General features: G+C 73.9%; 12 protein-coding genes. 5 read left to right on the top strand and 7 right to left on the bottom strand.

Annotation, left to right across the window (positions count from 1 at the left end; translation table 11 throughout):
• Nucleotides 1-119 precede the first annotated feature (119 nt).
• Genes NIE111_RS05190 through NIE111_RS05175 form a run of 4 tightly spaced genes read left to right on the top strand, consistent with a single transcriptional unit; the run spans nucleotide 120 to nucleotide 4,340 of the window.
• A complete protein-coding gene (locus NIE111_RS05190) occupies nucleotides 120-1,256 on the top strand; it encodes an 8-amino-7-oxononanoate synthase (protein WP_238683282.1) in 1,137 nt (378 codons plus the stop codon).
• A gap of 55 nt (nucleotides 1,257-1,311) precedes the next feature.
• Nucleotides 1,312-2,037: a dethiobiotin synthase gene (gene bioD / locus NIE111_RS05185; protein ID WP_091400737.1), complete on the top strand. Its 726-nt coding sequence runs from the start codon at nucleotides 1,312-1,314 to the stop codon at nucleotides 2,035-2,037.
• Nucleotides 2,038-2,091: 54 nt separating this feature from the next.
• On the top strand, nucleotides 2,092-3,663 hold the full coding sequence (locus tag NIE111_RS05180; RefSeq protein ID WP_238683281.1) for a sensor histidine kinase: 1,572 nt from the start codon (nucleotides 2,092-2,094) through the stop codon (nucleotides 3,661-3,663).
• A gap of 59 nt (nucleotides 3,664-3,722) precedes the next feature.
• A complete protein-coding gene (locus tag NIE111_RS05175; RefSeq protein WP_238683390.1) occupies nucleotides 3,723-4,340 on the top strand; it encodes a response regulator in 618 nt (205 codons plus the stop codon).
• 36 nt (nucleotides 4,341-4,376) lie between these two features.
• Here NIE111_RS05175 and NIE111_RS05170 read toward each other — a convergent pair whose 3' ends face one another.
• The 5 genes from NIE111_RS05170 to NIE111_RS05150 form a co-directional block, all read right to left on the bottom strand.
• A complete protein-coding gene (locus NIE111_RS05170; protein WP_238683280.1) occupies nucleotides 4,377-5,198 on the bottom strand; it encodes an ABC-2 transporter permease in 822 nt (273 codons plus the stop codon).
• The gene (locus NIE111_RS05165; RefSeq protein ID WP_238683279.1) at nucleotides 5,195-6,127 is read right to left on the bottom strand and encodes an ABC transporter ATP-binding protein; all 933 of its coding nucleotides are present in this window, start codon (nucleotides 6,125-6,127) and stop codon (nucleotides 5,195-5,197) included. Before NIE111_RS05165 ends, NIE111_RS05170 begins: the two co-directional genes overlap by 4 nt.
• 89 nt (nucleotides 6,128-6,216) lie before the next feature.
• Nucleotides 6,217-7,065 carry a polysaccharide deacetylase family protein gene (locus NIE111_RS05160; protein WP_238683278.1) on the bottom strand — a complete coding sequence of 283 codons (849 nt, stop codon included), beginning with the start codon at nucleotides 7,063-7,065 and terminating at the stop codon, nucleotides 6,217-6,219.
• Between the two features lie 24 nt (nucleotides 7,066-7,089).
• Entirely contained in the window at nucleotides 7,090-8,271 is a 1,182-nt protein-coding gene (locus tag NIE111_RS05155) for a cytochrome P450 (RefSeq protein WP_238683277.1), read from the bottom strand.
• A 9-nt stretch (nucleotides 8,272-8,280) separates the two neighbouring features.
• Entirely contained in the window at nucleotides 8,281-8,949 is a 669-nt protein-coding gene (locus NIE111_RS05150) for a class I SAM-dependent methyltransferase (protein WP_238683276.1), read from the bottom strand.
• A 150-nt stretch (nucleotides 8,950-9,099) separates the two neighbouring features.
• On the opposite strand from NIE111_RS05150, the gene NIE111_RS05145 reads away from it, so the two are divergent.
• A complete protein-coding gene (locus tag NIE111_RS05145) occupies nucleotides 9,100-9,993 on the top strand; it encodes a hypothetical protein (RefSeq protein ID WP_238683275.1) in 894 nt (297 codons plus the stop codon).
• Nucleotides 9,994-10,036: 43 nt separating this feature from the next.
• Here NIE111_RS05145 and NIE111_RS05140 read toward each other — a convergent pair whose 3' ends face one another.
• Both NIE111_RS05140 and NIE111_RS05135 read right to left on the bottom strand, forming a co-directional pair.
• Entirely contained in the window at nucleotides 10,037-12,967 is a 2,931-nt protein-coding gene (locus tag NIE111_RS05140; protein WP_308193630.1) for a M36 family metallopeptidase, read from the bottom strand.
• A gap of 141 nt (nucleotides 12,968-13,108) precedes the next feature.
• Complete coding sequence (locus tag NIE111_RS05135) at nucleotides 13,109-13,690, bottom strand: TIGR03086 family metal-binding protein (RefSeq protein WP_238683274.1); 582 nt, start codon at nucleotides 13,688-13,690, stop codon at nucleotides 13,109-13,111.
• Between the last annotated feature and the right edge of the window lie 56 nt (nucleotides 13,691-13,746).

Here is a 13,746-nt window from a genome sequence, read left to right as displayed (position 1 = left end):
GACCTGGCGGCCCGGTCGGCACCTCGCACCGAGTGGAATCGTCGGGCTGGTGGCGGCGGGTGGTAATTTCGCCCGGCGGGTGTCGGGCTGACCGGCACGCACAGCGGGGGAGGGTGACGGTGGCGGACTGGCTGGCGGCGCTCGACCGCCGCGCGGAGCTGCGGGCGAAGGCCGGGCTCACCCGGCGACTGCATCCGCGTCCGGCCGACGATCAGATGACCGATCTGGCCGGCAACGACTACCTCGGCCTGGCCACCCACCCGGACGTCGTCGCCGCAGCCACGACGGCTCTGTCGGCGTACGGGCTGGGGGCTACCGGCTCGCGACTGGTTCGCGGCTCCACCGACGCGCACCGGCTGCTGGAGGACGATCTGGCCCGGTGGCTGGGCACTGACGGCGCCCTGGTCTTCTCCTCCGGCTACCTGGCCAACCTCGGCGCGCTGCGGGCGCTCGTCCAACCTCGGACGCTGCTCGTCTCCGACGCGCACAACCACGCGTCGCTGATCGACGGCTGCCGCATCTCCGGTGCGGAGACGGTGGTCACGCCGCACGCCGACGTCGACGCGGTGGCCGCCGCGCTCGCGGCCGCTCCCGGCCGCCCGGCGGTGGTGGTGACCGAGTCGGTCTTCTCGGTCGACGGTGATCTCGCCCCACTGGCTCGGTTGCACGCGGTGGCCCGCCGTCACGGCGCGCTGCTGCTGGTCGACGACGCGCACGCGCTGGGCCTGACCGGCCCGGCCGGCGCGGGCGCGGTGGCGGCCGTCGGGCTGGCCGGCGAGCCGGACGTGGTGGTCACCGCCACCCTGTCCAAGGCGCTCGGTGGCGCGGGTGGCGTCGTCGCCGGCCCGGCCGAGTTCGTCAGGCATCTGGTCGAGACCGGTCGCACGTTCATCTTCGACACGGCACTGCCGCCGGCGGTCGCCGCCGGTGTGCACGCGGCGCTGCGGCTCGCCCAGGCCGGCGACGACCTGCGCGCCGAACTCTCCGACCGGGTGGGACTGGCGGTCGGTCGACTGCGCGCGGCCGGGCTGACCGTCTCCGCCCCGGACGCGGCGGTGATCTCGGTGACCGCCCCGGGGCCGGAGGCGGCGACCGCGTGGGCCGCGGACTGCCGGGACCGGGGCGTCTCGGTGGGCTGTTTCCGGCCACCGTCCACCCCGGACAGCCGGTCCCGCCTGCGCCTCACTGTGAGCGCGGGGGTGACCCGGGCGGCGTTCGAGCGGGCGCTGGACGTCATAGTGGACTCTGCGCCGTGAGCGCGAGGAGTGAGCCGGGTTTGCGAGCCCCGCAGTCGCGAACCGAGGTGCCGCTATGACCGGGTGGGCGGGGTCGGTGCTGGTCACCGGGACGGACACCGAGGTCGGCAAGACTGTGGTGACCGCGGCGATCGCGGCCGCCGCGCAGGCCGCCGGGCTGCGGGTGGCGGTGGTCAAACCGGGTCAGACCGGTACGGCGGGCGGTGAGCCCGGCGACGTGGACGCTGTCAACCGGCTGGCTGCGCCGCTGACCGGTCGGACCCTGGCCAGCTACCCGGATCCGCTCGCCCCGTTGGCCGCCGCGCGGGTCGCCGACCTGCCGCCGCTGGAGTTGTACGCGGCGGTGGACGCCGTCCGCGCGGAGGCCGACAAGCACGACCTCGTGCTGATCGAGGGCGCGGGCGGGTTGCTGGTTCCGATGGGGCTGCGACCGTCGGGGGAGCCGTGGACGATGGCCGACCTGGCGGTGTCGCTCGGCGCGCCAGCGGTGGTGGTCGCCCGCGCCGGGTTGGGCACGCTCAACCACACGGCGTTGACTCTGGAGGCGCTGGACCGTAGGGCGGTGCCGGCCGGTGTGGTGATCGGCGCCTGGCCGGCCCGGCCGGAGCTGGTGCACTGGACGAACCTCACCGATCTGGTGCCGAACCTGCTCGGCGCGTTGCCCGACGGCGCTGGCGCGATGGATCCGGGGGTGTTCCGGCGTTCCGCGCCGGGTTGGCTCACCCCGGCCCTGCACGGGGTGCTGGACGACTGGCGGGTCTGGGCCGAGGAGAGCGGCTGAACACCTGACTTTCGTCGGTGTCCGCGCAGGTCGGGCGTGGGTAGCCTGACCGCCGTGCGGATCCTCGACTCCCCGCCGTCGGCTTGGCTGCACCGGCGGCGTCACCTGCTGCTGGACGTGCTGCTCTTTGCGGTGGTGGCCGCCCCGGTCGGCTACGCCGAGGCCAGCCCGCCCTATACGCGGTACACGTTGCCGTTGTTGGTCGGCAAGCTGCTGCTGCTCGGTGTGGCGGTGGCGGCGAGTCGACGTCAGCCGTTGGTCGCCCTGGTGCTGGCGGTGCTCGGGTCGTTGGTCGATGGCAACTTCGTGTTCGCCATTCCGGTCTTCAGCTATCTCGCCGGGCGGCGCAGCGCCACCGTGGGACCGGCGATCATGGTCTTCGTGCTGATCACGGCCGGTGGCACGGCGCTCAACCTGGGGTTGCTCGGCGCCGGCGCGGCCACCTGGTTCCTGCTCGCCTCGGTGCTGCTCTTCGCCGCCGTGTTCCCCTGGTTGGTCGGCCGGTACCGGCGCCAGCAGCAGGAGTTGACCGACGCCGGTCGCCGGCACGTCGACGCGCTGACCCGCGAGCAGCGGGGTGCCGCCGAGCGGATCCGGCTGCGGGAGCGGGCCCGGATCGCCGGGGAGATGCACGACTCGCTCGGTCACGACCTCAGCCTGATCGCGTTGCGCGCCGCCGCCCTGGAGGTCGCCGCCGACCTGGACGACAGGCACCGGGCCGCGGCGGGGGAGTTGCGGGCCAGCGTCTCCGCCGCCACCGAGCGACTGCACGAGATCATCGGGGTGCTCCGCGAGGAGGCTGGCGCGTCGCTGCGTCCGAGCGGGGAGACCGTGGCGGACCTGGTCGACGGGGCCCGGGAGGCCGGCATGGCGGTACGGCTGGACGCCGCCCCGGCGGTCGCGGACCTACCGGCGATGACCGGTCACGCGGCGCACCGGATCGTCCGGGAGGCGCTGACCAACGCGGCCCGGTACGCCCCGGGCGCCCCGGTCGACGTGCGCCTCACCCGCGACGGTGACCGGGTCGAGGTGACAGTCGTCAACGACGCTCCGCCGGCCGGGCCGCTGCCCGCTCCGCCGTCGCAGGGCAGTGGGCTGCTGGCCCTCGCCGAGCGGGTCCGCCTCGCCGGCGGGACGCTCGACGCCGGCCACCGGGCCGACGGCGGGTTCGTGGTACGGGCGGTGTTGCCGGCCACCGCACCGCCGCCCGAGGCGATCGGGTCGGTGGTCGAGGCCGGGCCGACGTCCTGGTCCGACGCGCGACAGGGTCCGGCGGAGCGGCCGGTGGACGCCGAGCGGCGGCTGCACGACGCCCGGCGGCGGGTTCGGCGCAGCCTGCTGGTGGCGCTCGTCGCCCCGGTCGGTTTCGCCCTGGTGCTCTCGTTCGTCTACTACCCGGTGGCGACCGCCGGGACGGTGCTGGACCGGGCCACCTTCGACCAGATGCGCGTCGGCGCGGCCCGGTCCGAGCTGGTCGGGCTGCCCCGGCGGCAGTTGGAACGCCCGACACCTCTCGACCGGGCCGGCTGCGAGTACTACACCGACGGCAACTTCCCCCTCGCCGCACCGACCTGGCGGCTCTGCTTCACCGACGGCCGACTGGTCAGCAAGGAGTGGATCGCGTAGTGGACACCGACACGACCGGGGCACCGCCGATCCGGGTGGTGCTGGCCGACGACGAGGCGATGATCCGGGCCGGTGTCCGGGCCATCCTCGCCAGTGATCCCGGCATCGAGGTGGTCGCCGAGGCCGGCGACGGGCACGCGGCGGTGGAGCTGGTCCGTGCCCACCGACCCAGGGTCGCGCTGCTGGACATCCGGATGCCGCGGCTGGACGGGCTGGCCGCCGCCGCCGAGATCCGCCGGGTCGTGCCGGACACCGCGACGATCATGCTGACCACGTTCGGCGAGGACGACCACGTGGCCCGGGCGCTCGGGCACGGTGCCAGCGGGTTCCTGCTCAAGGCCGGCGACCCGCGTGAGTTGATCGCCGGTGTGCACGCCGTCGCCGACGGCGGGGCGTACCTCTCGCCGAGGGTGGCCCGCCGGGTGATCGAGCTGGGGGCCGACCGGCTGGCCCGCCGACCCGCCGCCCGGGAACGTGCCGCCGGGCTGACCGAGCGGGAACGGGAGGTGCTGGCCCTGGTCGGGGCGGGCCTCTCCAACGCCGAGATCGCCCGCCGGCTGCACCTCGTGGAGGGCACGGTGAAGAGCTACCTGACAAGCATCTTCACCCGGCTGGACGTACGCAACCGGGTGCAGGCGGCGATCCTGGCGTACGAGGCGGGGCTGGTCGACGGCTGAGCGGGGACCGGTCGGCCCCCGCCCAGCTCGCCGGCCCTACGCGTCGCGGCGGCGCAGGGCGGCCCGGCCCAGCAGCAGCGCGGCGCCCGCCCATCCGGCGAGCAGGAGCAGCCCGACCACTGGCGGGTACGGCTCGGTGTCGCCGGCCAGGAAGTGCCCGCCGGCCACACCGGGGAACACGTCGGCGATGCGGTTCAACACGTCGATGTCCGGCTCCTGGAGGGACAGCGGCACGATCATCAGGGTGGCGAGAAGCACTGTGAGCGTGAGCACCGCGCTGCGCAGCGCGGCGCCGAGACCCAGGGCGAGCACGCCGATCAGCGCCAGGTAGGTCGCCACCGCCACGATGTCGCCGATCGTGTCGGCGGCGGGGGCGCTGCCCCACTCGCCGAGCACCGGTCGGGCGACCAGGGCGCCGACGCCGCCGAGCACCAGCCCGAGCGCGAAGGTGACCGCACCGGCGACCGCGGCCTTGGCCAGCAGCACCCGACCGCGCGACGGGGTGCACTGCAACGTCGTGCGGATGGTGCCACTGGTGAACTCGGCGGTGATCGCCAGCAGGCCCAGCGCCAGCACCACGTACTGGGTCAGCTCGACCGAGTCGATCAGCACGCTGCCGACGGTGACGATCCCCCGGTCGTCGGTCGGGTCGTCGTTCGTGTTGTCGTTGGCGACGTAGATGGCCAGTTGGCCGGCGCTCGCGAACATCACCAGCAGCCCGGCCAGTGCCGTCCACCAGGTGCTCCGCACCGAGGAGAGCTTGGTCCACTCGGCGGCGACAGCCCCCCGGAAGGTGGCGGACGCTCCGGCGGCCGGCGTGCTGGCGGGGCGGGTGCCCGCGTCGGTCTGCGTGCTCATCGTTGCCCACCCTCGGTCGGACCGCCGGCGTACTCGACGCTGTCGGCGGTCAACTCCATGAACGCCTGCTCCAGCGACGCGGCTTGCGCGCTCAGCTCGTGCAGGCGTACCCCCAGTTCGTGTGCCAGGTCGCCGACCTGGTCGGCGGTGGCGCCGGTGACGGTCAGCGCGTCGCGGTCGGCGCTCTCGACGCTCGCCCCGGCGGCGGTGAGGCGCGCGGCGAGCGCGGCCAGCCCGTCCGGGTACGGGCTGCGGACCCGGACCGCTACCGTGCTGCGGGCGATCACCTCGCCGATCGGCGAGTCGGCGAGCAGTCGTCCCCGGCCGATCACCACGAGCTGGTCGGCGGTGAGCTGCATCTCGCTCATCAGGTGGCTGGAGACGAAGACCGTCCGCCCCTCGTCGGCCAGTGAGCGCGTCAGCTGCCGCACCCAGCGCACCCCGTCCGGGTCGAGGCCGTTCACCGGCTCGTCGAACATCAGCACCGGCGGGTCGCCGAGCAGCGCCCCGGCGATGCCGAGTCGTTGACCCATGCCGAGGGAGAGGGCCCGGCCGGGCTTGCCGGCGGCCCGTCCGTCCAGCCCGACGGTGTCCAGCACCTCGTCGACCCGGCGGGCCGGGATGCCGTTGCTGTGCGCCATGGCACGCAGGTGCGCCCGGCCGGACCGGGCCGGGTGGATGGCCCGGGCGTCGAGCAGCGCGCCCACCTCGTGCAGCGGTCGGCGCAGCTCCCGGTACGCGCGCCCGCCCACCAGAGCCTGCCCGGCGGTGGGACGGTCCAGCCCGAGGATCATGCGCATGGTGGTGGACTTGCCGGCGCCGTTGGGGCCGAGGAAGCCGGTGACCCGGCCGGGCGCGATGTCGACTGTCAACGCGTCGACAGCGACTGTCGGGCCGAACCGTTTCGTCAACCCACGTAATGTGATCATGTGCTGACGCTAGGCGAGCGGCCGGGCGCCCCGCCGCGCCCGAACGGCACCACCCGCCCCTGACTTTCGTCAGGTCGGCGACGGGCCGATCACCGTACGTACTGCTCCAGCAGTGCCGGGGTGAGCCCGGCCCGGTGAATCGCCTTCAGTGCCGCGAGGAGGTCGTCCATCAGCGCCGGGCGAAAGTGCATCAGTAGCACATCGCCGGGTTGGACCACCTTTTCCGGGGTCTGGTAGCGCACCTTCCCCTCGTGGACGGTTTCGGTCCAGTGGAAGACCGCCTTCGCGCCGCAGTCGTGCGCGGCCTTCAGCGTGGTGCTGTCATGCTCGCCGAACGGTGGCCGGAACAGGGTGGGCCGTTTGCCGAACAGCCCCTCCAGCTTGTCGGCGGCGCCGCAGATCTCCTGCTTCTGGTAGTCGTACGACCGGCCGGCCAGCGAGTTGTGCGAGATGGTGTGGTTCTCCACGACCCCGCCCACCGCCTCGATCTGCCGGAAGTAGTCGGTGTGCTCCGCCGCCGCCGGCGAGTTGAGGAACATCGTCACCGGGATACGCGCCTCCCAGATGAAGTCGATCACCCCCGGCGGGCGGGCCAGCCCACCGTCGTCGATGGTGATGAAGGCGACCTTCTGGTCGGTCGGCAGTCGGTGCCAGAACGCCGCCGAACCGGTAGTGGGCAGCGCCACCGGTTGCGGCTGCGGGGCCTCGGGAAACGTCGGCACCTGGGACACGTACCAGGCCAGGCTCTTGAACGCGGGTTTCGCGGTCGGGGACGGCGAGGCCGAGGGGGTGGGTGCCGAGGCGGACGGAGTCGGCTGGGCCGCCGTGACCTGCCGAGCGTGCGCCGGGTGGCTGGGACCGACTGTGCAGGCAGTCAACGCCAGCAGGGCCAGAAGCGTTACGACGGCAGGGATCCGACGGGTGGGGATGGCTGACACGCCCGGAAACATACCGAGCGGATGTCAGGATCCGGTGACCCCGGGGGAGCGGCGGACCACGAACGCGTCCGGCATCCGGAAGGTGAGATTGTCCGGGCACCAGGGCGGACGGAGCACCGTCACCCCGTCCAGCAGCGGCGCGGCCTCGGCCACCACCACGGCCGCCTCCATTCGGGCCAGCACGTCCCCGACGCAGCGGTGCGCCCCCGCCCCGAACGCCAGGTGCCGGCGCGATCCACGCTGACCCGGACGGAACTCGTCGGGCGACTCCACCACCGCCGGGTCCCGACCGGCGCGGCCCAGCCACAGCACGAGACTGCTGCCCGCCGGCACCCGTGTGCCGCCCAGCGTGCTCTCCGTCGTCGCCACCCGCCGCCAGGTGACGATCGGTGGTTCCAGCCGCAACCCCTCCTCCACCACGTCGGCCACCGCTACCTCGCCGCTACGCAGGCCGGCCCGGACCACTGGCTCGCCGGCCAGCCGGTGCAGGAGCAGGGTGAGGAACTGCGAGGTGGTCTCCTGCCCGGCGACCAACAGGAAGAAGAGCGCGCCGACCACCACGTCCGGCGGGTGCCCGGCCGCGCGCAACTCAGCGGCCAGACCGCCACCGGTGGCCGCGAAGTCCCGCAGTACCCGGTGGAACCGGCCGACCTCGGCGGCGAGCGCCACCTGCCGGTCGGCGTCCAGGGGTGCCCAGAACAACTCCAGCGCGGCGCGGGCGAACTCCTTGACCGCGCCGACCGGCGCGTCCGGCAACTCGACAAGCCGGGCCAGCACCAGCAGCGGCAGGTCGGCGGCGAGGTCCGCGTACAGGTCGACCGGTTCGCCGGCGTCGAGCGCGGCGCCGATCCGGGTGACCCGGTCGCGGACCAGTGCGGTGAGCCACTGCCGCTGCGCGGCCACCCGGGCCGGGTGCAACGCCTCCGCGACGATCGCCCGGATCTGCGGATGGCTGACGCCCGAGTTGTTCGCCAGGGTCGGCGGCAACCGGAACCGGTGCCCGGCGAGCACCCGCAGCGCGGTCACCGGCATCGGTGTCACCGCGTCCAGCGCGTTGTCCGGCCGGTAGGTGACCGGGTCGGCGAGGACCTGGCGGACCAGCGCGTGCCGGGTCACGACCAGGTGGGTGCCGCCGACGTGGTCCGGCACCCGGGCCACGTCCGGCCATGCGGGGTCGGCCACCTGCGCCCAGCTGCGGAACAGCACCCGGACACGCTAGCCGGAGGCCCCCGGCAGCCCGGCTCGCAGCCGCCAGACGGTGGTGCGCTTCACCCGCACACTCTCCAGCGCCTCCGGCACCGGCACGTCGTACCCGGCCACCTCGTCGAAGCGGTCCCGGGGCAGGAACGCCCGGCCGGGGTCACCGACCAGCGCCGGCGCGCCGGCCCGGGCGGCGCGCAACAGGAACCGCAGGACCCGGCGGGCCATCGCCTCGCTGTAGAAGACGTCCCCGGCGAGCACCACCTCGGCGTCCCCGGCGTCGCCGTCGAGGATGTCGCCGAACTCGGCGTCGACGCGTACCCCGTTGGCCTCGGCGTTGAGGGCGACAGCCGCCACCGCCAGTTCGTCCACCTCGACGGCCCGCACGGACGCCGCGCCGGCGCGGGCGGCGGCGATGGCCACCAGGCCGGAGCCGGAGGCGAGGTCGAGCACCCGCCGGCCGGCTACCAGCTCCGGGTGGTCGGTGACGTGACGGGCGAGGGCTTGCCCACCGGCCCAGGCGAACGCCCAGAACGGCGGCGGCCGGTCGGTGGAGAACTCGCCCTCGGTCAGCTCCCACAGGCCGATCGGCTCGTCCGCCTGGTGCAGCAGCACCTCGGGAACGAAGGGGACCGGGGCCAGCCGGGCGTGCAGCCGGACGAACGTGCTGGAGAGCTCGGACACGGTGTGATTCTCCCAGCGGCCCGACTCCCGGCGTGTCGCGGGGGAGCGGTGACCGGTTCACCACGGGCGGTGAAAACCCACCCCGTCCTTGCCGTCCGGTGCGAACACACCCGTCTGGTCGGCGCGGTGCCCCGCTTCTAGCGTTGCGGGGTGGAGGCGACCGAACGGCGGACGGCGGTGGTGACGGTGTGGCGGTATGCGCTGAGGGCAGGGGTGGTGCTGGCCTGTCTGAGCGGGGTGGAGCTGGCGGTGGCCGCCCCGGCACAGGCGGCCTTCACCACCGAGATGAGCGGCCTGCCGGGTCGGTTCACCGCCGGTGAGCAGGTGCGGACGATCTCCGCTGTGGTCTCCCAGACGGATCGGCGTGCCAGGTGCGCGAAGGTGCGCTGGTCGATGGTGCTCACCGTGCAGGGCGGCCTCCGGCTCGACCAGGTGAAGATGGATCGGGTGGAGGAGAACGGCGACTTTCCGCTGGAGATCCGTACCGAGGGTGACGTGGCCCGGTTGACCGACCGGCAGCTCGACCCGGGAACGCTCTGCCCCGGCCGCACTGTCACGGCCCGCTACCGGGTGGCCTTCGCCGAGGACGTCACCCAGGGGCGGGTCACCCTCGCGGCCGAGGCGTACGACGCCAACCTTCGCCTGCTGGCCCGGCAGACCGCCACCCGCTCGGTGGTGGGGGTGGGCGGCGCCCCGACCAGCAAGCCGAAGCCGACGTCGACCCCGCCGGAGCCCACCGAATCCGCTAGCGCTCCGGCCGAGGGCGAGAGTACGGCGACGGAGGAGACGGTCGCGGAGCAGCAGGCCGACGCCGCGCCACCGGCTGCCAACCGCCCGGTCGCGCAGTCCGGCGCGTTCGGCGTGGTGCAGCTCGCCTTCCTGCTCGGCGGGCTGCTGCTCTTCCTCGGGGTGGGGCTGTTGCTGCGGCTGCGGCACCTGACCCGGGCCGTGGCCGGGGACACCGACGAGGCCGACGACCCCCCGGTGGACCGGCGCTGGGAGCGCCCGGCCGCCGCCGATCCCTGGCGCCGAGCGCACCGCTGATCGAGGGCAGTGGGGCCGGCGGACACCCGCCGGCCCCACTGTGTCACTTCGAGAACGCCTGGAACTCGGCGATCCTGACCTGGCTCCGGGCCGGGCTGGCGGTCGCGCAGTCCGTCGTCGTGGCCGGGTCGTCGTCCTGCTCTCCCGCGTAGTGCGGGCCTCCGGTGCACTGGCTCGCCAGCACCTCGAGGCGCAGGTGGGTGGCGAGGGTGGTGGGTACCGCGAACGTCCGGAGGTTGATGTCGCGGCTGTACGCCCGGTACGCCCCGCCGGGGAACGCCTCCCCCGCACTGGTGTAGATCCGCTGCCAGCGCGTCGCATCCGCGCAGTCGGTGGTCGTCGCGTTGCAGGCGGACACCGCGAACGAGCGCAGGGCAGTGAGCGCGTTCTGGGCGCCGGTGTCGGGGTCGCCGGTGATCGCCGGGCGCAGCATCGCGCTGACGTTCACCCGCTTGACCGTCCGCGGGGCGTCGCCCGGCAGCGCCACCGTGAGCTGCCGGCCGGCGACCCCGTCCAGGGACGCCCAGTTCGTCGCCTCGGTGTCGTCGACGACCCGGTCCAGGTTGACACCGTCGCCGGTGACTGTGGCGCCGGACGCGGCGGAGGCGAGGTTGCGGCTCAACCGCAGGTCGACGTATCCGTCCTGACCGGACTTGGCCACCACGCTGAGCCGCTGGTGCCCGAACCCGGGGGCCACGGCGAGCAGGTCGTACGTGCCGGCCACCATCTCCACGGTGTCCGGGATCGGCGTCGCCGGATCGGTGTCGGCCACCGGCACGGCCCGTGCCTCGTACGCCCCCACGTACAACCGGATCGGCGCTTCGGCGCTGTCCCCGCGCGGGCGCAGGGTGAGCGTCGCGTTGCCGCCGCTCGGTGAGGCGAAACTCGGCGTCGGGTCGGTGTCGCCGGCACCGTTGGTGGCGGCGTCCCGGCCCATGCCGGAGCGCGCGAACTCGGCCCAGATCAGGTCCTGGTTCGCGCCGCCGAAGCGGAGCAGGTCGGCGGTGAGCATGTTGTCGCGCATGTCGAGCATGCTGACCTGGCTGGCGGCCTGGAGCAGGAAAGAGTCGAAGACCAGCTGGGACCAGCGCCGGTTTCCCGGGCACTGATCTGCCGCGACAGTGCCCGACGCGCAGTCGAGCTGCCGTTGCGGGGTGCCGAGGCCGTACCGCTTCACCAGGGCGGAGCGGACCCGGAAGTTGGTGGCGCCCCAGATCTCCCCGTCGGCGTGCACGGCCGGGCCGGCGGTGTTGTAGCCGATGTCGGAGTAGTTGAGCGGGCTGCGGCTCAGGTCGTAGTTGCGGATGCCGCTGACCAGGTTGCCGGTGACGTAGCCGCCGGTGATGAAGGGCGTCTCACCGGGCGCGCGCAGTCCGTGCTGGAAGAGGTACTCGGCGGCGAGCAGGTCGCCCCAGGACTCACCCATCGCCCCGCCCTGGTGGCCGCTGATCCCGCTGTCCGGGCCGGCGATCATCCGGTTGGTGATCGCGTGGGTGTACTCGTGACCGATCACCGTCATGTCGTAGTCGCCGTCCACGCACGGCGGGTACGGCCCGCCGGCCTGCGGCTGCCAGAGGTACATGTTGGTGGTCGGCGGCAGCCCGTCGCGCGGAGTGCCCTGGTTGGCGTTGTTCCGGTTGCCGGTCAGCGCGCCCTGCTGGGCGCGGCCCTGCTCGGCGTCACCGCCCAGGCCGGACGGGGTGAGGTTGACCGCCTGGAGGTTCCACGCCGACTCGGTGAAGCCCAGCTGGTACGACCAGTCGTGCATCCGGTTGTGCATGGCGAAGAGGTTGGCGATCGACGCGTCCGCGTCGTTGCGCTGTGCGGAGGTGAACACCCCCGGGTTGCACCGGGCCTGGTGCCACTGGTCGGTGAAGGGGTACTCATAGTGGCGTTCCGGGCTGGTGGGCGCCGGCACGACCGGGGTGCCGGCACCCCAGGACAACACGGTGTTGGCCGAGTTGCCGCGCGAGGTGAAGGTCGGCGTGCCGGTGGCCGCGTCGACGTCCCACGGTTGGCCGGTGGCCGGGTCGCGGAAGGCGGCCTGGCAGCCGGGGGTCGGGTCGCCGCACCAGCGCACCCGGGGGTCCTGCCCGGGGCCGAGGTCGCGGGGCGGGGTGGCCGGGAAGACCGCCCAGCTCGGGTTGTCGGAGTCGAAGTCGACGAGGTCCTCGCGGACCAGCACCTGCCCGGTGCTGCCATCCACGTAGCTGGTGAACGCGGCCGGGTGCTCGGTGTCCGCGCCGATCATGGTCACCTCGTAGGCGGCCCGTGGCCCGTCCAGCGGAGTGGGCACGGCCACCGACCGGATGGTGTGGCTGGCCACCGCGTCGGCGGTCAGTTTGGCGTCGGCGAGCGCGGCGGCGTAGGCCTGCTCGGCGGTGCGGGTGGCCGGCGCCGGCGTGCCGGTGTTGCGGGCCAGCGAGGAGCTGACCGACAGCACCGCGCCGTCGGCGACCGCGAGGGTGACGAGGCCGTCCGGCCCGGCGGGCAGGTCGCCGAAGCGTTGCCGGAGGGTGACCACTGTGCCGCTGCCGATCGGCCGGACCAGCACCCGTTCCATGCTGGCCACCGTGGCGGCGTCCATGCCGAACAGGTGGTGGTTGGCGGCCAGGTAGGCGCGGGCGGCGGCCTCCGGGTCGGCGGGCAGCCCGCTGGCCAGCGGGGTACGGCCGGGGCCGAGCGCCTGCGGGGTGCCGAGCCGGTTCCACCGGACGTCGGGGTCGACGGCGCGGGCCAGGCCGCGTTGGCGGGCGTCGGGTGCCGCCGTACCGGTGCGGTTGTCGGCGTCGGCGGGCGCGTGGCCCTCGGCGAACGGCCCGGACCGGCGCTCGGCGGACGCCGCGCCGCCGGTGGGGGCCGCGGTGCTCACGCCGGTGGGGAGCAGCGCGGCGACCGTCGCCGTCGTCGCCAGGATGGCGATGAGCCGGCGTCGAGGCCGGCTCATCGGGGGTGACCACTCCGGTTGTGGCACGGGACCTCCTCGTGGGAGCGAGGTGGTCGGCCAGTCGCCGACCACAGATGCGCGGTGACGCATGCGCATCTGTGGATATCAGTCTCCCGAGGTCGCGGCAAGGTCCCGAGCCGCTATCGCACCAACAGATCGGAGATTCGCTCAGTCGCTCGGCGCCCAGTCGGGGTCGCGGCCGAACGCGGCCAGCAGGTGGTCCTGCTCGTCGGCGTCGTCGGGCACCCGTACGCCGGTGTGGACCAGCTTGTTGCGCCGGTAGGCGTCGATCTGACCGGCGAACCACTGGGCGGCGGCGTGCACCGCGTCCGGGTCGAGCCGGGGCTGTGCGCCGATGGCCACCGCCACGTCCCAGCCGTGCACGAGGTGCTCGGCGAGGAGTTGCCGCAGGTACTCGGTGGCCGGGGTGTCGCCCGCGGAGAGGTGCACTGTGCGATCGATGGTGCCGGGGTGGGTGGCGGCTATCTCGGCCTGCGCGGCGGCCTCCCGGGCCGTCGCGATCGGGTCGGCGCCGAGTTGGTCACCGTCGAGCCGGTCGCCGACCTCGTCGATGGTCCGGCCGGCGAGCAGCGGAACGCTCCACCGGTCCTCGGTCACCACGTGGTTCACGAGCGTGCGGACGTCCCAGTCCGAGCAGGGTGTCGGATCGGACCACTGGCCGGGCTCGATCTGATCCACCCGGTCGATGAATTCGGCCAGGCTCCGGCGGTACGCCTCCAGGAGGTCCATGCTGCCGATTGTTCCGGTCGACGGGGCGGACTGAGTCCGTTTTGCCCGGCCCGGTG

Origin of the sequence: Micromonospora hortensis, from assembly GCF_022230935.1 — a bacterium.
GTDB classification, from domain to species: domain Bacteria; phylum Actinomycetota; class Actinomycetes; order Mycobacteriales; family Micromonosporaceae; genus Micromonospora; species Micromonospora hortensis.
This window is presented reverse-complemented; position numbering and strand designations above follow the sequence as displayed.